The 22,382-nt window shown below is 61.5% G+C and carries 22 protein-coding genes and 1 pseudogene; 10 read left to right on the top strand and 13 right to left on the bottom strand.

Annotated elements, in window-relative coordinates:
• Positions 1 to 38: 38 nt before the first annotated feature.
• From R3F64_RS04410 to R3F64_RS04385, 6 genes are all read right to left on the bottom strand, one after another.
• Positions 39 to 689, bottom strand: coding sequence for a TVP38/TMEM64 family protein (locus R3F64_RS04410; protein ID WP_233337308.1), 651 nt, complete (start codon positions 687 to 689; stop codon positions 39 to 41).
• Between the two features lie 105 nt (positions 690 to 794).
• Entirely contained in the window at positions 795 to 1,625 is an 831-nt protein-coding gene (dsbG, locus tag R3F64_RS04405; protein ID WP_199284343.1) for a thiol:disulfide interchange protein DsbG, read from the bottom strand.
• A 63-nt stretch (positions 1,626 to 1,688) separates the two neighbouring features.
• Complete coding sequence (locus tag R3F64_RS04400; protein ID WP_023005305.1) at positions 1,689 to 1,823, bottom strand: hypothetical protein; 135 nt, start codon at positions 1,821 to 1,823, stop codon at positions 1,689 to 1,691.
• 26 nt (positions 1,824 to 1,849) lie between these two features.
• Positions 1,850 to 4,339: a heavy metal translocating P-type ATPase gene (locus R3F64_RS04395; RefSeq protein WP_195688903.1), complete on the bottom strand. Its 2,490-nt coding sequence runs from the start codon at positions 4,337 to 4,339 to the stop codon at positions 1,850 to 1,852.
• A gap of 88 nt (positions 4,340 to 4,427) precedes the next feature.
• Positions 4,428 to 4,835, bottom strand: a complete 408-nt coding sequence (locus R3F64_RS04390; protein WP_087720525.1) for a heavy metal-responsive transcriptional regulator — start codon at positions 4,833 to 4,835, stop codon at positions 4,428 to 4,430.
• Between the two features lie 82 nt (positions 4,836 to 4,917).
• Entirely contained in the window at positions 4,918 to 5,550 is a 633-nt protein-coding gene (locus R3F64_RS04385; protein WP_095622760.1) for a peroxiredoxin, read from the bottom strand.
• A 248-nt stretch (positions 5,551 to 5,798) separates the two neighbouring features.
• Between R3F64_RS04385 and R3F64_RS04380 the strand changes: the two genes are divergently transcribed.
• From R3F64_RS04380 to R3F64_RS04365, 4 genes are all read left to right on the top strand, one after another.
• Positions 5,799 to 6,521, top strand: coding sequence for a cytochrome c biogenesis CcdA family protein (locus tag R3F64_RS04380; RefSeq protein WP_332610022.1), 723 nt, complete (start codon positions 5,799 to 5,801; stop codon positions 6,519 to 6,521).
• 100 nt (positions 6,522 to 6,621) lie between these two features.
• Positions 6,622 to 9,021 carry a heavy metal translocating P-type ATPase gene (locus R3F64_RS04375; RefSeq protein WP_332610020.1) on the top strand — a complete coding sequence of 800 codons (2,400 nt, stop codon included), beginning with the start codon at positions 6,622 to 6,624 and terminating at the stop codon, positions 9,019 to 9,021.
• Positions 9,022 to 9,059: 38 nt separating this feature from the next.
• Positions 9,060 to 10,694 (top strand): multicopper oxidase family protein, encoded by a 1,635-nt coding sequence (locus tag R3F64_RS04370; protein WP_332610018.1) that lies wholly within the window; start codon positions 9,060 to 9,062, stop codon positions 10,692 to 10,694.
• A 67-nt stretch (positions 10,695 to 10,761) separates the two neighbouring features.
• The gene (locus tag R3F64_RS04365; protein ID WP_332610016.1) at positions 10,762 to 11,382 is read left to right on the top strand and encodes a class I SAM-dependent methyltransferase; all 621 of its coding nucleotides are present in this window, start codon (positions 10,762 to 10,764) and stop codon (positions 11,380 to 11,382) included.
• Here the strand turns inward: R3F64_RS04365 and merR are convergent.
• Positions 11,351 to 11,803 (bottom strand): Hg(II)-responsive transcriptional regulator, encoded by a 453-nt coding sequence (gene merR, locus R3F64_RS04360; RefSeq protein ID WP_081712103.1) that lies wholly within the window; start codon positions 11,801 to 11,803, stop codon positions 11,351 to 11,353. The genes R3F64_RS04365 and merR overlap by 32 nt on opposite strands.
• 73 nt (positions 11,804 to 11,876) lie before the next feature.
• Here merR and merT point away from each other — a divergent pair, with 73 nt between their 5' ends.
• The 4 genes from merT to merA are packed head-to-tail and all read left to right on the top strand — an operon-like array spanning position 11,877 to position 14,415.
• The gene (gene merT, locus R3F64_RS04355) at positions 11,877 to 12,227 is read left to right on the top strand and encodes a mercuric ion transporter MerT (RefSeq protein WP_023007334.1); all 351 of its coding nucleotides are present in this window, start codon (positions 11,877 to 11,879) and stop codon (positions 12,225 to 12,227) included.
• A gap of 13 nt (positions 12,228 to 12,240) precedes the next feature.
• Positions 12,241 to 12,519 (top strand): mercury resistance system periplasmic binding protein MerP, encoded by a 279-nt coding sequence (gene merP, locus R3F64_RS04350; protein WP_023007333.1) that lies wholly within the window; start codon positions 12,241 to 12,243, stop codon positions 12,517 to 12,519.
• 2 nt (positions 12,520 to 12,521) lie between these two features.
• Entirely contained in the window at positions 12,522 to 12,773 is a 252-nt protein-coding gene (gene merF, locus R3F64_RS04345) for a mercury resistance system transport protein MerF (protein WP_031218777.1), read from the top strand.
• Positions 12,766 to 14,415: a mercury(II) reductase gene (merA, locus tag R3F64_RS04340; protein WP_081712102.1), complete on the top strand. Its 1,650-nt coding sequence runs from the start codon at positions 12,766 to 12,768 to the stop codon at positions 14,413 to 14,415. The genes merF and merA overlap by 8 nt, the downstream gene beginning before the upstream one ends.
• A 46-nt stretch (positions 14,416 to 14,461) precedes the next feature.
• Here the strand turns inward: merA and R3F64_RS04335 are convergent.
• The 3 genes and pseudogenes from R3F64_RS04335 to R3F64_RS04325 form a co-directional block, all read right to left on the bottom strand.
• Positions 14,462 to 14,713, bottom strand: a pseudogene (locus R3F64_RS04335) (transposase family protein); the annotation flags it as partial.
• Between the two features lie 21 nt (positions 14,714 to 14,734).
• On the bottom strand, positions 14,735 to 15,247 hold the full coding sequence (gene lspA, locus R3F64_RS04330) for a signal peptidase II (protein ID WP_332610008.1): 513 nt from the start codon (positions 15,245 to 15,247) through the stop codon (positions 14,735 to 14,737).
• Positions 15,248 to 15,250: 3 nt separating this feature from the next.
• Entirely contained in the window at positions 15,251 to 16,147 is an 897-nt protein-coding gene (locus tag R3F64_RS04325) for a cation transporter (protein ID WP_199284341.1), read from the bottom strand.
• A 95-nt stretch (positions 16,148 to 16,242) separates the two neighbouring features.
• Between R3F64_RS04325 and cadR the strand changes: the two genes are divergently transcribed.
• On the top strand, positions 16,243 to 16,650 hold the full coding sequence (cadR, locus tag R3F64_RS04320) for a Cd(II)/Pb(II)-responsive transcriptional regulator (protein ID WP_004364961.1): 408 nt from the start codon (positions 16,243 to 16,245) through the stop codon (positions 16,648 to 16,650).
• Between the two features lie 166 nt (positions 16,651 to 16,816).
• Here cadR and R3F64_RS04315 read toward each other — a convergent pair whose 3' ends face one another.
• The 3 genes from R3F64_RS04315 to R3F64_RS04305 all read right to left on the bottom strand — a co-directional run bounded on the left by R3F64_RS04315 (position 16,817) and on the right by R3F64_RS04305 (position 21,286).
• Positions 16,817 to 17,974, bottom strand: a complete 1,158-nt coding sequence (locus tag R3F64_RS04315) for a ZIP family metal transporter (protein ID WP_133483786.1) — start codon at positions 17,972 to 17,974, stop codon at positions 16,817 to 16,819.
• Positions 17,974 to 18,900, bottom strand: coding sequence for a multicopper oxidase domain-containing protein (locus R3F64_RS04310; RefSeq protein WP_208107412.1), 927 nt, complete (start codon positions 18,898 to 18,900; stop codon positions 17,974 to 17,976). The genes R3F64_RS04315 and R3F64_RS04310 overlap by 1 nt, the downstream gene beginning before the upstream one ends.
• Before the next feature lie 949 nt (positions 18,901 to 19,849).
• Positions 19,850 to 21,286, bottom strand: a complete 1,437-nt coding sequence (locus R3F64_RS04305) for a DegQ family serine endoprotease (protein WP_043525352.1) — start codon at positions 21,284 to 21,286, stop codon at positions 19,850 to 19,852.
• Between the two features lie 152 nt (positions 21,287 to 21,438).
• On the opposite strand from R3F64_RS04305, the gene R3F64_RS04300 reads away from it, so the two are divergent.
• On the top strand, positions 21,439 to 22,353 hold the full coding sequence (locus R3F64_RS04300) for a cation diffusion facilitator family transporter (RefSeq protein ID WP_133483788.1): 915 nt from the start codon (positions 21,439 to 21,441) through the stop codon (positions 22,351 to 22,353).
• Positions 22,354 to 22,382 lie beyond the last annotated feature (29 nt).

Genomic DNA, 22,382 nt, shown 5'->3' with positions numbered 1-22,382 from the left:
TCCGCTTACCCGGGCGAGGCAATCGGCATCGGCAGCCGTCAATTGGAGCTAGTCCGTCGCTTTCGATGCCGAGTCCACACAACTCTCGCCAGGAGCGGCAGGAGCGTGACCCCACTCGCGAGGATCAGCGCGACCGTGAGGCCACGGGAGTCGGCGGTAATCAGGACTTCGCCGAATATGACGATCAAGTAAGCCGTCGGAACCACCCCGGCCAGCGTGGCAATCAAGAAACGCCAGAAGGCCAGCGGTGTCAGGCCCGCCGCGTAGCTGACGGCATCGAACGAAATGAATGGCACCAATCGCGATGCGAATACGACGAGCATCAACCCGGTTTGAGAGCGCTCCTTTCCCAGCCAGTCCAACATGGGACGTATACGCGACCAGCGATGGATCACCTCGTAGCCGAGCAGGCGGGCGATGCCGAAGGCGAGCAACGCGCCGGCCTCGGCACCGATGACCACATACGCCGTCCCCCATAGAGGGCCGTAGATCGCACCGGCCACCATGGCGATCGGCCCACTGGGTATCGGGCTCATGACAATGGCCGCTATCATCATGGCGATAATGGTCAATGGCCCCCAGCCCCCCAACTGGCCAACCCACTCACGCAGAGCCTGCTTATTGGTGAGCGTCGATAAGGCACCGGTCTCCATCAGGATCCAATAGAGGGTCACCAAGCCAATCAGCACAGAAGCTCCCAATATGAGCCTGTGCTTTACACCGAGCGTGCTTGCCATACTCATCTCAGTTGTGTGAGATGACATCTCATGTCACCCCTGTGCCGTTATGGCGTGTCATTCGACACCCAATATGTTGCGAAGCCGGTCGGTCGACACCGCACCATTGATGCGCTGCACATTACCTTCTTCATCGCGGTAATAGCTGGTCGGCGTTCCCGTGGCGCCGGCCTCGCGCATGAGCTGGGCATGCCGCCTAAGAAGCGCTCGACTCTCCTCCGACGGCACCACCGGACTGATGCCGCCATTGCGGAAGTTCAATTCATGGGTTTCGAGGGCTTTGGTTGGGTCATTCGACTCAAGGATCGCGGCCGCCTTGCGGAGACTGTCCTCTGACAGAACGCCGACCAGCACATGACGAAGCTGAAGCTCACCTTGATCGATTAGAGACCGTGAGCTCTTCCACAGCGCATTGCAGTAGGGACAATTGGGGTCGGTCAGCGTATACACGATATGTGACGCACTATCAGGTCCTTCCGGAATAAAGCGAGTGTCCTCGAACGCGCTCCAGGTAGCTTCCAGCATCGGTTCCAGCACCAGAGCTTGAAGTTGATTTTCCATTACAGCGTTGCCCTGAGGATCAATTAAGGTACCGATGATGGCGTGGTCGGAAGTGGAGGGAATATAAGCCGCCACGGGCTCATTATCATAGGACAAGGCATAACCTTGTATATCTCCCGGGGCATTAAAGGTTCCGTGTAATTTGAGTCCTTGATCCAATAATGCCGTAATCGATGCGGGCAGGGGTGTTCCAGTATCGGCTGTACTAATGGCCTGGTGGCCTTCAAGAGAATCGCCCCCCGTTTCCTCCGCCAGAGCGGGGAGCGTAATGAGACCGAACAGCCCTACAACAGCAAGGCAATAAGTGGAGTAGATGATTTTCTTCATGAACGGCCTCTTCATCGCTCTCTGATCAACCCGGGGAATCGAACCTGTCGTAGCGATTGGTTGTCAGCTATCACGCTTCTTTCCGAAGAACAGATACTTGGCGAGCGCGGCGACGCCAAGCACCAACGCAATAATCAGCAGGATGGAAATGAGCCCCATCCCCGCCATCCCCCACGTGCATGCTTCGCTTCCCATCATCCTGGTCTCCTGTTGACTTTCGCTGCTTAGGCCTGGTGGACTTGACCTGTCTGGGGTTCACCGCTCGTCACCGGCGAAGCGTCATCGATATCCGGCGTGAAGCGGCGTAGCCGCAACGAGTTGGTCAACACGAAGACGCTGGAGACGCTCATGGCGGCTGCCGCCAGCATGGGGCTGAGCAATACGCCGATGAACGGATAGAGCACGCCCGCCGCCACGGGGATCAGCGCCACGTTGTAGCCATAGGCCCAGACGAAATTCCCGATGATGGTCCGGTGGGTACGCTTGGAGAGCGCCACGGCATTGACGATTCCCCTCAGGTCGCCACGCATCAGCACTACGTCGCCGGCCTCGATGGCGATATCCGTCCCGGTACCGATGGCGATGCCCACGTCGGCCTGCGCCAACGCCGGGGCATCGTTGATCCCGTCGCCCACGAAGGCGACCTTGCCGCCCTCGGCCTGTAGTCGCTTGATCTCGTCCGCCTTCTGGTCAGGCAACACCTCGGCGAGTACGCGCTGAATGCCAACTTGACGAGCGATGGCGTCGGCCGTACCACGGTTGTCGCCGGTGAGCATGGCCACCTCCAGCCCCTGCGCCTTGAGTGCTGAAATGGCTTCGACCGAGCCCTCCTTGAGCGGATCGGCCACCGCGATGACCGCGGCGAGTCGGCCGTCCACCGCGGCATAGAGGGGGCTCTTGGCATCCTCGGCAAGCGCCTTGGCGCGCTCTTCCGCCTTGCCGAGCCCAATCCCGAGCCGGTTCATGTAGCGATCGGCCCCTATGTGAAGCCGGTGACCGGCGACGTCGGCTTCGATGCCGTAGCCCGGCTCGGCGCTGAAATGGCTGACGGCCGGCAGCTCGAGTCCACGTGCTCGGGCACCACGCACGATGGCCTCGGCGATGGGGTGTTCGCTCTGGGCTTCCACCGCCGCGACAAGGCGAAGCACCTCGTTCTCGTGCCCCTCGATCACTTCGAAGTCGGTCAGCTCGGGTCGCCCCTGAGTCAGGGTGCCGGTCTTGTCGAGCACGACGGTATCCATCTTGGCCAACGTCTCAAGCGCCGCGCCCTTGCGAAACAGCACTCCTATCTCGGCCCCCTTGCCGGTACTGACCATGATCGCGGTCGGGGTGGCCAGGCCCATCGCGCAGGGGCAGGCGATCAGCAGCACGCTCACCGTGGTAACGAAGGCGAAGGACAGCGCCGGGGCCGGCCCGAAGGCGAACCACACCCCGAAAGTGATCAGGGCGATGACGATCACTGCGGGCACGAACACCCCGGCGATCTTGTCGGCCAGTTGCTGGATCGGGGGCTTCTCGGCCTGGGCCGCTTCCACCATCTTGACGATCTGCGACAGCACGGTGTCGGCACCGACCCGCGTGGCGCGGAAGGTAAGCGCGCCGTTCTTGTTGATGGTGCCGCCGACGACTTCGGCATCCTGCTGCTTGGCAACCGGTACCGGTTCGCCACTGATCATCGACTCGTCGACGAAGGAATGGCCTTCCTCAACGATGCCATCCACCGGGATGCGCTCGCCCGGGCGGGCCAGGATGCGATCACCGGGCACGACGGCCTCGATCGGCACCTCGACCGCTTCACCATCGCGAATGACGCGGGCGGTTTTTGCCTGCAACTGCAGGAGCTTCTTGATCGCCTCGGAGGTGCGGCCTTTGGCGATGTGCTCGAAGTAGCGTCCCAACAGGATCAGCGTCACGATCACCGCTGCCGCCTCGAAGTAGCTCACGGCGGTACCAGCCGGGAAAAAGCCGGGCACCAGCAGGGCGGCGACCGAATAGAAGTAGGCGGCGCTCGAGCCGATCATGACCAGACTGTTCATGCCCGGGTTGAGATGCCGGAGTTCGGCATAGCCACCGCGATAGAAGCGTGCCCCGGCATAGAACTGCACGGGCGTGGTCAGCAGCCACTCGACGCCCATCCAGCCGCGATGCGGCATCATGCTCGCCAAGAGCGCATCAAAGGCGGGAATCACTTTTCCCATGGCGATGATGACCACCGGGATGGTGAGCACTGCCGCGAGCATGACCCGGTGGAGAAGCTGTCGTCCCTCGCGATCCTCGTCGTCCGCCTGCTGCTGCGACTCGGTTTCCTGCGGTTCATAGCCCGCCTCGCGGATGGCATGCTGAATGCGTGCCAGCGATACGGTCCCCGGCAGGAAACGGACGAAGGCCTTCTGGGTGGCGAGATTGACACTCACCTCCACCATGCCGGGCAGCTTGCCGAGCGCTCGTTCTATCCGCGAGACGCAGGATCCGCAGCTCATGCCGGTGACGGGAATCTCGAGGCTCTCCACCACCGGCTGATAGCCCGCCGTTTCGATAGCGTCGAGCAGGCTGGCCGTCGTGGAGCCTCCCTCCATCTGGATCGTCGCCTTCTGGGTGGCCAGGTTCACCTGAGCGTTAATCACGCCCGGCTGCTGGCCGAGGGCCCGCTCCACCCGTCCGACGCAGGACGCACAGGACATACCCCGAATCTCGATATCGACGTTTTCCGTCATTACTGTGGTCTCCTGGCTTAGTTACCTGCCGGCCCGGCGTGCGCGCTTCGGGACTCCGGCGTTACACTGCCGGAGGCGACGATGTCGCTCATTCGGCCTTCTCGGCGATGGCCTCGACTATCGGGCAGCCTTCCTGCATCGGCCCTTCGCCCGCACATTCGTCGAGTGTTTTCGACAACACGGCCTCGATCCGCGAGAGATGTCGAATTTGCTCGCGGATCTTGTGCAGTTTCTCTCCGGCGATGCGCTTGGCCTGCGCCCGGTCGCCGTTGGCATCCTGGAGGATCAACAGCTCACGGATTTCCTCGAGCGTGAAGCCCCACTGCTTGGCATGGACGATGAATTGCAGCCTGGCCACGGCATCCAGGGGATAACGCCGATAATTGGCGTCCGTCCGCTGGGGGGCGGGCATGAGTTTCTCTTTCTCGTAGAAACGAATCGCCTGGCTGGCGACCCCGCTGCGTTCGGCAAGCTCGCCGATACTGAGTGTTTGCATGGCTTCACCTCACGACACTGTGAATCGGAGCTTCCGACAGGCCGTCTGGGACAGGCGGCCTGATTCGCGAGCCGTGGCTCCGTTAGTCCGGTTGACGCACGACTCGCAGGTAGGACGTCTTGGCGTTCCAACCCTCGGGGAAACGTTCTTTAGCGTCGTCATCCGAGAGCGACGGCAAGATGATGACATCGTCACCGTTTTGCCAGTCGACGGGGGTGGCCACCTTGTGCTTGTCGGTTAGCTGGAGCGAGTCGATGACCCGCAGGATCTCGTCGACGTTACGCCCGGTACTGGGCGGGTAGGTCAAGGTCAGGCGGATTTTCTTGTCGGAATCGATAATGAAGACGGTACGCACCGTCACCTTGGGGTCGGCTTTCGGATGGATCATTCCATACAACTGAGCCACCACCTGGTCCGCGTCTGCCAGCAGGGGGTAGTTCAGGGCCGCGCCCTGGGTCTGCTTAATATCCTCCGCCCAGTCGTGGTGAGAAGCGAGGGGGTCGACCGACACCCCCACCAGCTTGACACCACGCGCGGCGAACTCGTCCTTACGCCTGGCAAATGCGCCCAGTTCCGTGGTGCAGACTGGCGTATAATCGGCGGGGTGCGAGAACAGCACGGCCCAGTCCTTGCCCAGCCACTGATGAAAGCCAAGCGTGCCTTCGGTGGATTCGACCGTGAAATCGGGAGCTATCTCCCCTAGCTGTAGGGTCATCTCGCTTTCCTTATCTCTGCTAAGTGTCAGATGATGCACTACGCACGATATCCTTGAAGTCAACTTTAAGGTCAAGGGCTTTCGAGGAAAGGAGTATATTCTTTTGCGTTATATCCAAAGGTATTTATTCATGGTTGACCTTGAGGTAGGCGCAACCTTTAGAATCCTCTGCCTAACCATGTCCGAAGTAGGCGGCTGGCCCCAGGCTGCTTCGCATCGAGCACCTTGCCCCCAGGAAGCGTAACGCCTTGGAATCTCTCTCTTCTATCGGTCTGATCGGTGCCTTCGCCGGCGGGTTGGTCTCCTTCTTCTCGCCCTGCACGCTGCCGCTGTTACCGGCCTACCTGTCGGTGGTCACGGGTGGTAGTGCCGGCAAGGCCGACAGGCGGCTGGAGGCATTGATCCTCAGCGTCTTCTTCATCTTCGGCTTCAGCATCGTGTTCATCCTGCTGGGGCTCGGCGCGAGCGGTATCGGCCAACTGATGCGGGGGTATCGCCAGGAATTCAACTGGGTCGCCGGCACGGTGGTGATCGTGCTGGGCCTGTTCATGACCGGGGTGTTCCGGTTGTCACTGTTCCAGCGCACTCTGCAGTTCACACCGAACGTCCAGGGTGGCTCCCCGCTGTCGGCGACGGTGTTTGGGGTCTCCTTCGCCATCGGCTGGACCCCCTGCATCGGCCCCATCCTGGGCGCCATCCTGATGGCCACCTCCAGTGCCGCCAGTGTCCAGGCCGGCATGCTCTATCTCAGCGCCTACTCGGCGGGCCTGGCGCTACCCTTTCTCGCAAGTACCCTGCTGATCAATCGATTCGCCCTGCATCGGCAACGTCTGGGTAGGTGGAGCGCCTATGCTCGCCCAGTTGCCGGCACGATCGTCATCCTGATGGGCATCGCCATCGTCTCGGGCACCATGACGCGGCTTTCCAGCATCATGGTCGACTTGTTTCCCTCGCTGGCGACACTGGGATAGTCGGGTCGACGGCGGTGGCAAGGTGTAACCTGTTTATATCAGCGAGGAGAAAGGCGACCGACCACGCAACAGGAACCTTTTGTACAATGGAGGGTTCGTCATGGCAAAAGACCCCGTTTGTGGCATGAGCGTCGATCCCGCCTCGGCGGAGAGCGTCGAGCATCGCGGTGAGCGTTACCATTTCTGTAGCAAGCAGTGCGCCGAGCACTTTCGCGAGGATCCGGACGCCGTGCTTGCCGCCACCTCGGCGGCTGCGTCGAAGCCCAGTGGCAAGGCCAACTATTTCTGCCCCATGTGTTCTGGCGTGGAGAGCGACGAGCCGGGGGAGTGTCCCAAGTGCGGCATGGCGCTGGAACCCGTCAAGCCGCAACCGTCGTCGAGGGTCCAGTATACCTGCCCCATGCATCCGGAGGTGCGGCAGGATGAGCCCGGCGACTGTCCCAAGTGTGGCATGGCACTCGAGCCCACCCGCGTTTCCGGAGAGGAACGCAGCGCCGAGTTCCTCGACATGTTCCGACGCTTCTGGGTGGGCGGCCTGCTGACGCTGCCGGTGTTGTTCGTCGCCATGGGCAGCGTGCTGCCCGGTATCGGCCCTTGGTTGGACGAGGTGCTACCCGCCGGCGGTGGTCACTGGATCGAACTGATCTTTGCCACGCCCGTGGTGCTATGGGCCGGATGGCCATTCTTCCTGCGTGGCTGGAAGTCCCTCGTCACCCGCAACCTCAACATGTTCACGCTGATCGCCCTCGGTGTGGGGGCGGCCTATGGCTACAGTGTCGTCGCCACGCTCGCCCCGGCGGTCTTCCCGGCCACTTTCCGTGACGCCGATGGCACGGTCGGCGTGTATTTTGAGGCGGCGGCGGTGATCGTCGTGCTGATCCTGCTCGGTCAAGTGATCGAGGCCCGCGCCCGCGAGAAGACCGGCAGTGCGCTGCGCGCGATCCTCGATCTCGCGCCGCCGACCGCACGACGCATCGATGCCGAGGGCAATGACGAGGAGGTCTCGCTCGACGAGCTGTGTACCGGTGACCGTCTACGGGTACGCCCCGGTGACAAGGTGCCGGTCGATGGCGAGGTGCTCGAGGGCCACAGCACGCTGGACGAGTCGATGGTGACCGGGGAGTCCCTTCCCGTCGAGAAGCGCGAGGGCGACACGGTCATCGGCGGCACCGTGAATGGTCAGGGCAGCTTCGTCATGCGCGCCGACAAGGTCGGCGAGGACACGGTGCTTTCGCAGATCGCGGAGATGGTGGCCGAAGCGCAGCGTTCGCAGCCGCCCGTGCAGCGGCTTGCCGACGTGGTCGCCGGCTACTTCGTCCCCGCGGTGGTTACCGTGGCGATACTGGCATTTATTGCCTGGGGGCTCTGGGGGCCACCGCCGGCGATGGCCTACGCGGTGATCACCGCGGTATCGGTGCTGATCATCGCGTGTCCTTGTGCGCTCGGCCTGGCGACGCCGATGTCGATCCAGGTTGGGGTCGGTCGCGGGGCCCGGGCGGGCGTGTTGATCAAGAATGCCGAGGCACTGGAACGTTTCGAGAAGGTCGACACCCTGGTCGTCGACAAGACCGGTACCCTCACCGAGGGTAAACCCCGGGTCGTATCCCTCGAACCCGTTTCCGGCAGCGATGAAACGCAGTTGCTGCAACTTGCCGGCAGCCTCGAGCGAGGCAGCGAACATCCGTTGGCCGAGGCCATCGTCAGTGCCGCGCAAGAGCATCATGTCGAGCTGAGCGATGCCAGCGATTTCGAGGCGATGACCGGCATGGGGGTCACCGGTCGGGTCGAAGGACGCGAGCTCGCGCTTGGCAATGCCCGGCTGCTCGAAACACGCGGCGTGGAGGCGCGGGAATGGACGCAGCGTGCCGAGACACTGCAAGCCGAAGGGCAAACCGTGATGTTCCTGGTGGCCGATGATCAGGTCATGGGACTCATCGGTGTCGCGGACCCGATCAAGGAAACCACCGCACAGGCGATCCGGACGCTCAAAGAGGATGGCCTGCGCCTGGTTATGCTCACCGGCGACAACCGTACCACCGCCGAAGCCGTGGCGCGCCAACTTGGTATCGACGAAATTGAAGCGGACGTACTGCCGGAAGATAAGGGGCGTATCGTGCGCGAGCATCGCGAGGCCGGGCGCGTGGTCGCCATGGCCGGCGACGGCGTCAATGACGCCCCCGCCCTGGCCGAGGCTGACGTCGGTATCGCCATGGGCACGGGGACCGATGTCGCCATCCAGAGCGCGGGGGTGACCCTGGTGAGAGGGGATCTCTCCGGCATTGTTCGCTCCCGCCATCTCAGTCGCCGGGTGATGCGCAATATCCGCCAGAACCTGTTTTTCGCCTTCGTCTACAACAGCCTGGGGGTGCCTCTGGCCGCCGGGGTGCTGTTTCCGTTCACCGGCTGGCTGCTCAGTCCCATCTACGCCGCCGCCGCGATGAGCCTGAGCTCGGTCTCGGTCATCGCCAACGCACTGCGGCTACGCGCCGCCAAGCTATGAGCCGGGGCCGCCGACAACCATAGAAGAGGGGGAGCATCATGGCTTATGTCGACCTGCAGCGACGTAGCGTATTGCGCCGACTCGGCGGTATGGCGGCGTTGTCGACCCTGGTGGGGGCCGGGGTATGGCCCGGGGGATATCGCCCCGCTCTGCGGGCGGCGTCCGCGTCGACGGCCATGGAGGGGCCCTTCGACGTCGACCTGCGTGTGCGAGTCCATCCCGACAAGGTGGCTATCCTGCCCGGTGCGCCGAGCGACGTCTGGCGCTACACGGCCGAGCAAATCGTCGGGCCTGAAGATACCCTGACGCCCGTGGGTGAGAGTTATACGGGGCCATTGATTCGCCTGCGTCGTGGTCAGCGCTTGCGGGTACGCATCGACAACGATCTCCCCGAAGACACCACCGTGCACTGGCATGGGCTGCACGTGCCGCCAGAAATGGACGGTCAGCCGCGCCTGCCGATCGCGCCGGCGACGAGCACGACGCTCGCCTTCGATGTCGTGGATCGCGCCGGTCTGTACTGGTACCACCCCCATCCTCACGGCCCCAACGGTGGCCGGGTCGGCTTTCAGAGTTACGCCGGCCTTGCCGGTCCACTGATCATCAACGACAACGCCGAGCGTGCCTTGGAGCTCCCTGACGGAGAGCGGGAACTGGTCCTCATCCTGCAGGATCGCACCTTTAGCAATGGCAATGAGCTTCAGTACATCGACGATGGTGGCATGGGGGCGATGATGACCCGCATGCAGGGCTTTCGCGGGGAGCGGGTACTGGTGAACGGCCACCCGGACGCGCGACGCGAGGTGTCCACGCAGCCATATCGATTGCGCCTGCTCAACGGCTCCAACTCGCGCATCTACAAGCTGGCCTGGAGCGATGGCCGGGCGGTGACCGTCATCGGCACCGACGGTGGCCTGCTCGCCAAGCCCGAGCGGCGCCGCTCGGTCACACTGGCGCCGGCCCAACGGATCGATCTGTGGGTCGACTTTGGCGACACCGAGCCCGGAGACTCCGTACAGCTGGTGAGCGAGGAGTACCAACTCGGCATGATGGGCGGTGGTGGCATGATGGACCGAGGGATGATGGACGGCTTGATGGATCGAGGGATGATGGGCGACCGGATGGACGGCATGATGGGTCGAGGCATGATGCGCGACATGATGGGAAGCGAGCGGCTCTCGCTAGTTACCTTCGCCGTCGTCGCACGGGCGAACGATTCGGGAACCCTGCCGGAACGCCTGGCTCAAGACCTGCCGGCCTCCCCGGTTCAGGCCGATGCGCCAGTACGCCGCTTCGAGCTGGGCATGCGCATGATGCAGGGGTTCACGATCAACGGCCGGCAGATGGAGGGCGCGACGGTGGCAGATGACGAGATCGTCCGGCTGGGGCAGACGGAGATCTGGGAGTTCGTCAACAACACCATGATGCCGCACCCCATGCACGTTCATGGACTGCAATTCCTGGTTCAGGAGCGGATATCGGCGGGTGGCAACACGGACCTGCACGATGGGATCATCGACGCGGGATTGCATGACACGGTGCTGTTGTTCCCGGAGGAACGGGTGCGCATCGCTCTGACCTTCAAGGACTTCGAGGGGTTCTACATGTACCACTGCCACAACATGGAGCATGAGGATGCCGGTATGATGCGCTACTTCAAGGTGGTGGCATAACGAACCGGTCTGGTTTCGATCACACCGTATTTCGATCACCTGGCAACCACACGGGATGACGATACAGATGTCCTTCTACGAGAATCGTGTTCTGCCGCATTTCCTCCACCTGGCGTGTGGCAACACGGTGGTCGATCGTCAGCGGGCGGCCGTGGTGCCGCACGCCCGGGGCCGTGTTCTGGAGGTGGGTATGGGGTCCGGGCTCAATATTCCCCACTACGATCCGGACCGGGTCGAGCTGGTCTGGGGGCTCGAGCCTTCCGAAGGCATGCGACGCAAGGCCCGCCACAACGTCATCGGCGCACCGTTCGAGGTGCGCTGGCTGGACCTGCCGGGCGAGGAGGTTCCTCTCGACGACAACAGTGTCGATACCGTGGTGCTCACCTACACCCTTTGCACGATTCCGGACTGGCACCGGGCGCTGGAGCAGATGCGTCGCGTGCTCAAGCCGGGTGGCCAACTGCTGTTCTGCGAACACGGCACGGCACCTGATGAGGCCGTGCGCCAGTGGCAGGATCGCGTCAACCCCCTGTGGCGCAAGGTGGCGGGGGGCTGCCATCTCAACCGTGCCATCCCCGAGCTCATCGAGCACGCTGGCTTCCGTATCCAGCGAATGGAGACGGGCTATCTACCGAAAGTTCCGCGGTTCGCTGGCTTCAATTTCTGGGGAGCCGCTGTTCCCCTGTGATCGAGCCCTCATGTAAGGACGCAATCAGCGGGCAGGTGATACTTCCCTCCTGTTCATGACACGCCTGTACAAGTTCGTCCAGTGTCCGCTCGATACGCTGGAGGCTGGCGACCTTCTCACGGACATCCCGCAGTTTATGCTCGGCGAGGGTGCTGGCCTCCTGGCAATGAGTGCCATCCTCCAATCGCAACAGCTCGGCAATCTCGTCCAGGCTGAAGCCCAGCCGCTGCCCGGTTTTGACGAAGGTCAGCCGCGCGACGTCGGCTGTGCCATAGCGGCGAATACTGCCGGCAGGACGTTCGGGCTCTGAGAGTAGCCCACGGCGCTGATAATACCGGATGGTCTCGACATTGACGCCAACCGCCTTGGCCAGGCCACCAATGGTCATAGTGCCCGCTACTCTATCCCCCTGTCTCTTCATGACGCTTGACTCCGTATCTGACTACGGATGTAACCTTATCCCAGTAAACAAGGTCATGAAAGGTGCAAGCGCAATGTCTACATCGAAAACGGGGAAAGGGCCTCTGGCTGCCGGTGGGCTTGCTGCCCTCCTTGCCTCGGTCTGCTGCCTCGGCCCGCTGGTGCTGATCATGCTGGGGATTTCCGGCGCCTGGATCGGCAACCTGACGGCCCTGGAACCCTACCGCCCACTCTTCGTCGGTATGGCGCTGGTGGCACTGTTCTTCGCCTGGCGCCGGATCTTCCGGCCAGTGGAAAAGTGCCAGCCAGGTGAGCTTTGTGCCGTGCCACGCGTCAGGACGGGCTACAAGGTCATGTTCTGGATTGTGTCGCTACTGGTACTGACTGCGCTGGTCTTTCCCTACACCTTGCCCTGGTTCTATTGAGAGGAGGTTCTCCATGAAAGCTCGTTTCGCCCTCATCGCGATACTCGCCCTGCTCAGCTCTCCCGCCATGGCGGCCCTGCAGACCGTGACGCTCTCAGTACCGGGCATGACCTGCGCCGCCTGTCCGATCACCGTCAAGGCTGCACTCAACAAGGTGGACGGCGTCTCGCAAATCGACGTGAGCTATCCGGATCGTGAGGCCGTGGTCACCTTCGATGATGCCAAGACCACGGTTGAGGCCCTGCTCCAGGCCACGGCCAATGTAGGTTATCCCTCGACGGTGAAGGAATAAGTGTGAAAGGTCCGAGGAAATTTTCAAACGTCGTGCTTGGCAGCATGCTGATGGGATTGTGTTGCGCCGTGCCAATAGTCCTGATTCTGTCCGGCACGGCGGGCCTGGCCGCGCTGACAGGCTATCTCGACTACGTGCTCTTCGCTGCCCTGGCCCTGGCCATCGTCATCGGCTTGCCTCTCTACGCGCGACACCACAAGCGGAAGCAGGATGCCGGCTTTACTCATAAAGACTCGGAGAAACGTGATGATTGAACTCAACGTGAGTGGCATGACCTGTGACCGCTGTGCGGATCATGTCAGGGAAGCCTTGGAGAAGCTGCCCGGCGTACAGTCGGTGGAGGTCTCCTATCCTCAGGGGACGGCATCGGTAGCCGTTGATCCGGGCACACCGGCCTCGGCGTTGACGTTCGCCGTGACCCGACTTGGCTATCAGGCCCGACTGGCCAACAGTGAAACACCCTCCCCGACAGGCGCATCGGTTTCCAAGGGCCGTGATGAAGACGCCCCGCACATCGCGGTGATCGGCAGTGGCGGCGCTGCCATGGCGGCGGCCCTGAAGGCCGCCGAACGCGGCGCCCGGATCACCCTGATCGAACGCGGCACTCTCGGCGGTACCTGTGTCAATACCGGCTGTGTGCCCTCGAAGATCATGATCCGCGCGGCGCATATTGCGCATCTGCGAAAGGAGAGCCCCTTCGATGCCGGCTTGAGCGCCCAGGCACCGGTGGTGGACCGGGCACAGCTGCTCAGGCAACAGCTGGGGCGTGTCGAGGAACTGCGTGATGCCAAGTACGCGGGGATTCTGCGCGACCACCCGGCCATCACGGTCCTGCATGGCGAGGCCCGGTTCGTCGATGCCCGCAGCCTGACGGTCGAGCTGAATGAGGGCGGCGCGCAGACCGTCCGCTTCGATCGCGCCTTCATCGGCACCGGCGCTCGTCCGACAGAACCGCCGGTGCCGGGGCTGGCCGAGACCCCCTATCTCACGTCCACCAGTGCGCTGGAACTGGACACCCTTCCCGAGCGGCTGATCGTGATCGGGGCCTCGGTGGTGGCCCTGGAACTGGCCCAGGCTTTCGCCCGTCTGGGCAGCCGGGTCACTGTGCTGGCCCGCAGCCGAGTGCTGTCCCAGGAAGACCCGGCGGTGGGTGAGGCCGTGGAAGCGGCGTTTCGCCGTGAGGGCATCGAGGTCCTCAAGCAGACACAGGCCAGCGAAGTGAGCCACGACGGCCAGCTGTTCACCCTGCAGACCCACGCCGGGACCCTGCAGGCGGAGCAATTGCTGGTGGCCAGTGGCCGCACACCCAACACCGAGGCCCTGAACCTGGCGAGCATCGGCGTGGAGACCGCGCGTGGCGCGATTCTGGTGGATGAGCATCTGCAGACCACCGTACCGGGCCTGTATGCCGCCGGTGACTGCACCGATCAGCCGGAGTATGTCTACGTCGCCGCCGCCGGGGGTAGCCGCGCCGCGATCAACATGACCGGCGGCGAGGCCACCCTGGACCTCAGTGCCATGCCGGCGGTGATCTTCACCGACCCCCAGGTGGCCACCGTCGGCCTGACGGAAGCCGAAGCACTGGAGCAGGGCTTCAGCGTAGAGTCCCGCGTGCTCGAGCTGGCGAACGTGCCACGTGCGCTGGTCAATTTCGACACCGGTGGGTTCATCAAGCTGGTGGCCGAACGCGACACGGGGCGGTTGCTGGGGGTACAGGCGGTGGCCGGCGAAGCCGGCGAGCTGATCCAGACGGCGGTTCTGGCGCTGCGCGCGCGCATGACGGTGCAGGCCATCGGCGACGAACTGTTCCCCTACCTCACCATGGTGGAAGGCATCAAGCTCTGTGCCCAAACTTTTACCAAAGACGTGACGCAGTTGTCCTGCTGTGCCGGGTGAACGGGCTGAGATTGAGCGAACCGTACCGGGATTCCCGGAGACTCAATGTTGTCTTGCAGGCCCGGCAGGTGTGTCGGCGGCGGACCAACCAGAGAGTGACCCGCTTGCCTTGGATGGGCAGATCACGATAGGGAACATCACGCTTGCCGAACCGCACGAACTCACCCTGCACGCCGCATTCCTCGCAGGCGATCGGATCGGGCACGTCCACCTGGAAGTGCATTTCGTCGTCGGTTGATTTGCAGCCCAGTACTTGGTATTGCGGCAGGTGAAGGATGTTGTCGGGAAGTTCGGGCATGGTGTTGTATAGGCGTAGGTGTCAGTCAGATCCATCCGGCTCGGCATTGGTGTTTGTTTTTTTACCCAACAAGCTGCCGGAAACGAAAAGTAAGGCACCGAGGACAATTGCAATATCAGCCAGGTTGAAGGCCGGCCAATGCCAGTCTCGCCAATAGAAATCAAAGGAATCCACAACATAGCCGCGAAAGACCCGGTCAATCAGATTGCCCATGGCGCCACCGAGGATAAGACTGTAAGCGATGGCTTCTCCTTTATGACGATTTTCAAGGATCAGCTTGATCAGAAAAATCGAGACCACCACCGCGATTCCGATAAAAAAGTAGCGCTGCCAGCCTCCACCATTCGCAAAAAGACTGAATGCGGCACCGGTGTTCCATAGGTGCACCCAGTTAAAGAACGGGGTCACCGAAACATACTCGCCATAGGCCATTGATTGCTGCACCAGCCACTTTACAGCCTGATCAGACGCTGCCAGCAGGCCCGATATGGACAATAGGGCATACGGCGAGAGCTTTTTGCCAACAATGAGCATTATTTAACCCTTCAACGCCAAAATGCGTCTGGCACCGTTAAGTACAATGCCCCCCGCGATGGTGCCGATAATCAGATCCGGATAATTGGAACCGGTCCACGCGACCAGGGCGCCGGCGGTGATGACCCCCAGGTTGATCACCACGTCGTTGGCCGAGAATATCCAGCTTGCCTTCATGTGCGCCCCGCCTTCCCGATGTTTGGATATGAGCAGCAGACAACTGGTATTGGCAATCAATGCGACGAATGCGATAGCCATCATCACCAGCGATTCAGGCTCACTACCGAATACAAAGCGTCTCACCACCTCTACGAGCACGCCCACAGCCAAGATCAGTTGCAGTACACCAGCAAGATGCGCGGCACGTACCTGCATTTTCACGCTATGTCCAACCGCATAAAGGGCAAGCCCGTACACCGCCGCATCGGCAAAATTGTCCAGGGATTCTCCAATCAGGCCGGTGGACTGGGCGATCAGACCGGCAGTCATTTCCACCACGAACAGAAGTGCATTGATGCCGAGCAACCAGCGCAGGGCCCCGGATTCTTGCTTAGCAGAAGCTGCCGAGAACTCGGCGGCCTTGATGGTCTCCGGATTTGCAGCGACGGTTTCCTGAAGCGAGGCGCCTAGCCCCAAGGTCTTCAGTTTCGAGGTGACGGGCTCGACCTCGCCGTCATGTACGACCTTCAGCCGGCGGTTCGACAAGTCGAAGGACAGCGCTCGAACCTCCTCAAAGCCGTTCAGGGCTAGGCGAATCATTCGCTCTTCTGATGGACAGTCCATCTTCGGCACGGCATAAACGCTGACCCATCTCCCCGGCGCTTCGGAGGAGGCCTGTATATCGGTATCCGCTGCGGACGTTGCATCACCGCCACAGGCGCCACCACAGGATTTGCTCATGATACGACTCCACTTGAACAATGTTGTGGTACCATTTAAAACTATAAAGCTACTATAAGGTCAATAGAGTAAAGAATCCGTTGGGGAGGAGGCTGATGCGCATTGGTCAGTTGGCGCAGTTGGTAGGGGTCGAAACACAGACGATCCGCTTCTATGAACAGCAGGGCTTGTTGCCGCCGCCTGATCGGCAGGACAACGGTTACCGTGTCTATACCGAGAAGCATGGTGAGGGGCTGGCCTTCATCCGTCGCTGCAGAATCCTGGGCCTGTCACTGGCTGAGATTCACGAACTACAGAGCTATCAGGACGACCCTCATCAGCCTTGTACCGCCGTCAACGCCTTGCTCGATGATCACATCTCTCATGTGCGGTCGCAGATAACCGCTCTGCAAGCGCTTGAGAAACAACTCGTTTCACTGAGAGCGAGTTGCAACGATGACCGGGAAGTTGAGGCGTGTGGGGTTCTTGCTGGAATTAGCGAAGGAAACATGCACCAGCAGTAGGTGAAGCATCAACCAGATAATCCGATGAGATGCCGGTTTGTCTCACTCTCATGCAAAGGTAAGATCAACCATTTAATCCGCTTGCCCTTCAATTTCTGGGGAGTCGCTGCTCCCCGTTGATCGAGCCTCGTGTAATGAGGCGATCAGTGGACAGGTGGCCCCGAGGTCACACCTGCACGAGCAGTGCCGTGGCGTACATGATCCCGACACCGGCCGTGACACCCAGCACTGAAATGCCGGAGACTGGCGACATCGCCTCAGCCACGGCGGTTCGCCGTAGATAATCTGCGACTTCGACGCAGACCTGTAGAATGGCGCCGGCTCCCAGCCCCAGGAACAGCGCCGACCAATGCGGTGCGAAGGCATAGGCCCCCAGCCAAGTGCCGAGTACCGCGGGCAAGCCGGCCAGGGCCACTAGTCCGACCCACATCCAGGCAGGTATGGACAGGCGCGTCAGGGGAGCAGCGATGGCGACGCCTTCGGTCAGGTTATGCAGCGTAAAACCGATCACCAGGAAGGTGCCCAGCGCCCCGGCACCGGCTGCGAAGGCGCCACCGATGGCGAGGCCCTCGCCCAGGTTGTGCAGCCCGATGCCCAGCGCGATATACCACGCCAGAATGCGACCCTCCGGAGGCAGGCCGTGGCGCCGCCCCACCCCCAGCAGCGCCAGGAAGGCGACCAGCGCCGTCAGCCAGACCAGGGCCGGCCCTTGGAACAGCGACGCCGCCTCGGCCGCGAGTTCGAGCCCGGCCTCGAGGGTGTCCACCAGCAGGAAGGCCAGCAGCCCCAAGGTCAGGGCCAAGGTGAACTGGAACCCCTTCGCGCCGGCATGCTGTAGCGCCGGCAACAGGCACATGCCCAGCGCCACCGGCAGGACCCCCACAAAGAGGCCGAGCACGCCATAGCCGGACAACTGCTCGATGCTCGGCTGTGGGGTTGGCTCCGCCACCTCGATGGTGTGCCCGAAGGTGACCCCTGTGCCGGTGACCAGGGTGACCTCGTGCAGTTCGTCCTCCACCCAGGGATAGGGGATCTGCAGCCATGCGGCCTGCCCCCTGGACAGCTCACCAGCTGGCTCCTGGTGGAAGCGCCAGTAGGCACCATCGACCTGCACCTGGGCGATGCGCATGGGTTCCGATCCCCCCGCGCGTACCTTCAGGGCGAGGCCGTCGTCGTCGATGATGGTGCGCTCGACGGTCAGTTCCTCGAGCGGCGGTGGCGATACGCCGAGCCATTCGAGTGGCTGCGTCATCTGGAACCACAGGAGCGCCAAGCCGAGCATCAGCGGGGGGAGCAGCAACGAGAACCACAGTCGCGGGTGCATCAGACCACCTCGAACAGACTCATCCAGCCGAGTTCCACGAATTCGCTCTGGTGGGCATGGAACATGTACTGCCCCGGCTCGTGGTCGGCGAAGGAGAATTCCAGGATGCCCCGCTGCGCCTGGCACTGCATCACCGTATCCACGGTCCTGAGGGTCGGCGTCAGGGTCGTGCCATGATCGTAGTAATCGAAGAAGTTGGCATGCAGGTGCAGGGAGTTCACTGGATCGAACTCGGTGACGTTAATCAGGTATATCCGTGCCGGGCGAGCCCGCTCGAGGCGAATGGGCCGATTCACGTAGGCATGCGCCACCGAGTTGACCGCGTAGATCTCGTTCTCCTCGTCGAAATTGGTGTCGAAGCCATTCATCACCATCACGAACTCCTGCCAGCGCGCGTTCGCCTCACTGCCCAGTAGGCGTGAGCGAGCCGCCGGCTCATGCTCGGGATGCCGTTGCGGATCCGGGTCGACGATAAAGGCACCGTACAGACCCTTGTGGATATGGCGTTTCAACGGCAACGAATGACAGTGATACAGGTGGCAGCCGAAGGGCTCGGCATCGAACTCGTAGGTGAAGGCTTCCCCAGGTGCTACCTCGCCGGCGCCTGGCACGCCATCCATCCGCGCCGAGTGGATGCCATGGAAGTGCAGAGTGTGCACATGGCTGCCGGCGTTGACGAAGCGAATGCGTATCCGGTCGCCCTCGGTGGCCCTCAGCGACGGCCCCGGCACCCGACCATTGTAGGTCCAGGCCGGGAAGAAGAGCCCTGGTGCGATCTCGATCTCCTTGTCGATGGCGGTGATCGTGTACTCGCGCAGCCGTTGCCCGTTCGCCAGCCGGCTGACCCTGCCGGTATCCCAGTCGGTGAGCATGGCGGTCGGATCGAAGCCATTGCGTGCATGGTCGACCTCGCCTTGGGTGATCATGTTGCCCGTCATAGCCCCGTGGCTTCCGGCAGGGGAGGAAGAGGTCGTCACTGATGCCGAAACGGTGGCTGCGCGGGCCGACGACAGGCCTATCGCTGACATCAGGCCCCAGCCCCCCGCCTTGAGGAAACCCCGGCGGTCGAAACGCCGTCCTGTCATCGCTTATCGCTCTAAGGTGAACAAGGATGCTTCTGATAAGCATTGTAGTTTATCGCGCTCGGATTAGCGCACTCGGCTCTTCAATCATCACTTCACTTTCGCTGAAGGCTCAGCACGGCTGCATGATCCGCGCAGCAGGTAAGAGCAGTAGCTGGAACAGCTGGTCCGGTTTTGCCCACGAGGCGTAGGCTCGCTAGGACGGCATCTCAGCCACTTCACCCGCACCAGCCGCAACCGATACAGGAACTGCTGGTGGGATCGCATGTTGCCCGGTCGCGGCCGGAACTGGGTTATATGCAAAGTAAAGCCGTAGCGAGAAACGCCTGGGGAGTACCTAAAGCACCTTGAAGATATCGGCTTCATTGTTCAAATAAAGCGCGGCATCATCGGCTAAATGCCCCGAGAGTACGCATCTTATCAGTCATGGTTTAAGGTTTTTTATAACCACTCATCCAGCACATAGTCGGGGTTGATCTTTACCAAAAAGGGAGAGATCAAAACGGCAACAACATAGCAAAATCACGCCTACATTGGGCCCTGGGAAGGCCTCGATGTTGCTTGAACCATGGCTTTGCAGGAACGTGCCCTGTGGCGTGGGAGCTTGACAAGAAATCAGCCATTGGGGCACAAAAAATTGAACTAAAACACCGCCGGATGGTTGGCGGTACTCTTTTAATGAGTAGGCCACCTAGCTGCGCATTAGAATGCACGAGATTCTGAAGAAGCGCCCCAGCGATCCTACTCGCCAGGGCGCCGCTGTGCTGATGTATTGAACGCTACTCAGTCGCGGTCAGTCACCATTGCCCACTCGCAGGGCCACGAAATAGGCACGGCCGTCGCGGTTGAGAAGAACCGGCACCGTTTGGTCGTCCGGCAGGTTGGTAAGCAACTCCGTCAGCTGTTCCGGGCTCTCTATCGGTTGCTGGCCCAGGCTGACCAGCACATCGCCGGGGCGAATGCCGGCGGCAGCGGCATGGCCGGTCGGATCGACCTTGGCGATGCGCACCCCGTGATCAATGCCAAGCCGGCGCTTCTCCATGCTACTCAGCGGCTGAACCACGATCCCGAGGCGCACCGGGTCGCCCTCGGCCTGATCGGCACCGGCATCCGGCCACTCGCCAACTTCCACCGTGATGGTCTCCTGCTGACCATCGCGCAGCACCCTGAGCTCGACCTCTTCCCCCGGACTCGTCTGACCGACCAGGCGCGGCAGCGTGGTGGAGTGGTCCACTTCCTGGCCGTTCACCTCAAGGATGACATCACCGGCCTTGAGGCCGCCTTCCGCCCCAGGGCTGCCGGGCTCAAGCTCGGCGATCAAGGCACCCTCGGCCTGTTCCATGCCGAAGGACTCCGCCAGGTCCTTGGACACCGGCTGGATGCTGACCCCCAGCCAGCCGCGGCTCACGTAACCCTCTTCGCGCAGCTGGTTGGCGACATCCAGTGCTACATCGATGGGGATGGCGAAGGAGAGGCCCATGTAGCCACCGCTGCGGGTCAAGATCTGGGAGTTGATGCCCACGACTTCACCATCCAGGTTGAAGAGCGGTCCTCCGGAGTTACCCGGATTAATCGCCACGTCGGTCTGGATGAAGGGGACATAGACGTCCTGAGGCAGGGTGCGGTTGATGGCGCTGATGATCCCGGACGTCACCGAGTGATCGAAGCCGAAGGGGGAGCCGATGGCGGCGACCCACTGGCCGACCTTGAGATCGGTGGACTCACCGAGCTCCAGGGTCGGCAGATTGTCCGCCTCGACTTTGAGGACCGCCACGTCGGTTTTTTCATCAGCACCGACCAGCTCAGCCTCGAGCTCACGCCGGCCATTCAGGCGCACCAGGATCTTATCGGCGTCCTTGACCACGTGGGCGTTGGTCATGATGTAGCCGTCTTCATCGAAGATGAAGCCCGATCCCAGTGACTGACGTGGCTCCTCATTGCGATTGGGCGCACCGCCGGGTGGCATCGGGATGCGGTCGCCGAAGAACTCTCGAAAGATCTCCGGCACCTCCTGCCCCCCAAACTGCCGAGAGGATGTCATGGACCTCTCGATCTCCCGTGAGGTGGAGATGTTGACGACGGCTGGCGCGGCCTTGTCGACCAACTCTGTGAAGTCTGGCAGCCGTGGTTCGGCGAGGGCTGGCGTCGCCAGCATCAAGAGTAAAGCTAGGCTCATCAGCCAGGTGTGCGGGTGAGGCTTAGGTATCACAATGGGCTCCTTCCGGGGCATGGGAGATGGTAACCATGTCTGGTACAGCGCCCACTATGCAAAGTTCCATACGCTTAGCCTTGGCTCGGTCTTCATTAGAATTCGGGCTTGAAGCTTGAGTTGCTATAGGTTTTATACTGCCGGGTCTACAGGTGACACCACAAGGATGACGCATGGGACATCATCACGATCATCCCCACCTTGACCCCACCTCTGGTGACCGTCGGGTGAGCATCGCCATCTGGGCCAACGGGATATTGACCGTTGCTCAGATAGTGGGGGGTATCCTGGCGGGAAGCCTCGCGCTGATCGCGGATGCGCTGCATAATTTTTCCGACATGGCTGCCCTTGTCATTGCCTTTGCTGCCCGCAAGATCGCGAGGCGACCACCTGACTCTCAGATGACGTTTGGCTATGGACGAATCGAGATTGTCGCAGCGCTGATCAACTACACTACTCTCATTCTTGTTGGGTTTTATCTAATTTATGAAGGCGTGATGCGCATGATCGACCCGCCAGAGATTCAAGGCTGGATAGTCGTCATCATCGGGATTGTCGCTCTTCTTGTCGATGCGCTAACGGCCTTGCTCACCTGGTCGATGCAAAAACATAGTGTCAACATTCGGGCTCTCTTCCTGCACAACCTGTCTGATGCGTTTGCGTCCATCGCTGTGATCATTGGGGGCTCGCTGATTCTGCTATACGATATGCGCTGGGTAGACCCCGCGATCACGATCGGTATTGCACTCTATATTCTCTATCTTGCCTTTACGGAAATAGGTACCCCTATCCGGACACTGATGCTGGGCTCGCCTCCCGATGTCGATGGTCAATCAGTCATTGATCTCCTGCGCAGCGTCGAAGGGGTTGAGGATGTGCATCATGTTCACCTATGGCAAATGCAGGAGAATACCGCCGCACTTGATTGCCACGTGGTGACGACGGAAGCAGGCTGGCAGCAGCTCGAGGCGATCAAGGCGGATATCAAGGCGCAACTGAAAGCGCGCTTTGACATTGGCCACTCCAGCTTGGAATTCGAGCATATTGATCATGCGCATCAGGGAGCCAATCTTTATGGGCATGGATAACACGCCACTATTCGCCGACTTAGGCACCC

The sequence above is a fragment of the Halomonas sp. 5021 genome (genome assembly GCF_036663435.1).
GTDB lineage: Bacteria > Pseudomonadota > Gammaproteobacteria > Pseudomonadales > Halomonadaceae > Vreelandella > Vreelandella janggokensis.
Note: the sequence above shows the minus strand (reverse complement) of the source record. Positions and strands in the feature narration are given on the sequence as shown.

Coding starts and splice junctions, on each gene's coding strand:
- dsbG (WP_199284343.1), bottom strand. CDS start 1,625: ATGAAGAAAATCATCTACTCCACTTATTGCCTTGCTGTTGTAGGGCTG.
- R3F64_RS04400 (WP_023005305.1), bottom strand. CDS start 1,823: ATGATGGGAAGCGAAGCATGCACGTGGGGGATGGCGGGGATGGGGCTC.
- R3F64_RS04395 (WP_195688903.1), bottom strand. CDS start 4,339: ATGACGGAAAACGTCGATATCGAGATTCGGGGTATGTCCTGTGCGTCC.
- R3F64_RS04390 (WP_087720525.1), bottom strand. CDS start 4,835: ATGCAAACACTCAGTATCGGCGAGCTTGCCGAACGCAGCGGGGTCGCC.
- R3F64_RS04385 (WP_095622760.1), bottom strand. CDS start 5,550: ATGACCCTACAGCTAGGGGAGATAGCTCCCGATTTCACGGTCGAATCC.
- R3F64_RS04375 (WP_332610020.1), top strand. CDS start 6,622: ATGGCAAAAGACCCCGTTTGTGGCATGAGCGTCGATCCCGCCTCGGCG.
- R3F64_RS04370 (WP_332610018.1), top strand. CDS start 9,060: ATGGCTTATGTCGACCTGCAGCGACGTAGCGTATTGCGCCGACTCGGC.
- R3F64_RS04365 (WP_332610016.1), top strand. CDS start 10,762: ATGTCCTTCTACGAGAATCGTGTTCTGCCGCATTTCCTCCACCTGGCG.
- merR (WP_081712103.1), bottom strand. CDS start 11,803: ATGAAGAGACAGGGGGATAGAGTAGCGGGCACTATGACCATTGGTGGC.
- merT (WP_023007334.1), top strand. CDS start 11,877: ATGTCTACATCGAAAACGGGGAAAGGGCCTCTGGCTGCCGGTGGGCTT.
- merP (WP_023007333.1), top strand. CDS start 12,241: ATGAAAGCTCGTTTCGCCCTCATCGCGATACTCGCCCTGCTCAGCTCT.
- merA (WP_081712102.1), top strand. CDS start 12,766: ATGATTGAACTCAACGTGAGTGGCATGACCTGTGACCGCTGTGCGGAT.
- lspA (WP_332610008.1), bottom strand. CDS start 15,247: ATGCTCATTGTTGGCAAAAAGCTCTCGCCGTATGCCCTATTGTCCATA.
- R3F64_RS04325 (WP_199284341.1), bottom strand. CDS start 16,147: ATGAGCAAATCCTGTGGTGGCGCCTGTGGCGGTGATGCAACGTCCGCA.
- cadR (WP_004364961.1), top strand. CDS start 16,243: ATGCGCATTGGTCAGTTGGCGCAGTTGGTAGGGGTCGAAACACAGACG.
- R3F64_RS04315 (WP_133483786.1), bottom strand. CDS start 17,974: ATGCACCCGCGACTGTGGTTCTCGTTGCTGCTCCCCCCGCTGATGCTC.
- R3F64_RS04310 (WP_208107412.1), bottom strand. CDS start 18,900: ATGATCACCCAAGGCGAGGTCGACCATGCACGCAATGGCTTCGATCCG.
- R3F64_RS04305 (WP_043525352.1), bottom strand. CDS start 21,286: ATGCCCCGGAAGGAGCCCATTGTGATACCTAAGCCTCACCCGCACACC.
- R3F64_RS04300 (WP_133483788.1), top strand. CDS start 21,439: ATGGGACATCATCACGATCATCCCCACCTTGACCCCACCTCTGGTGAC.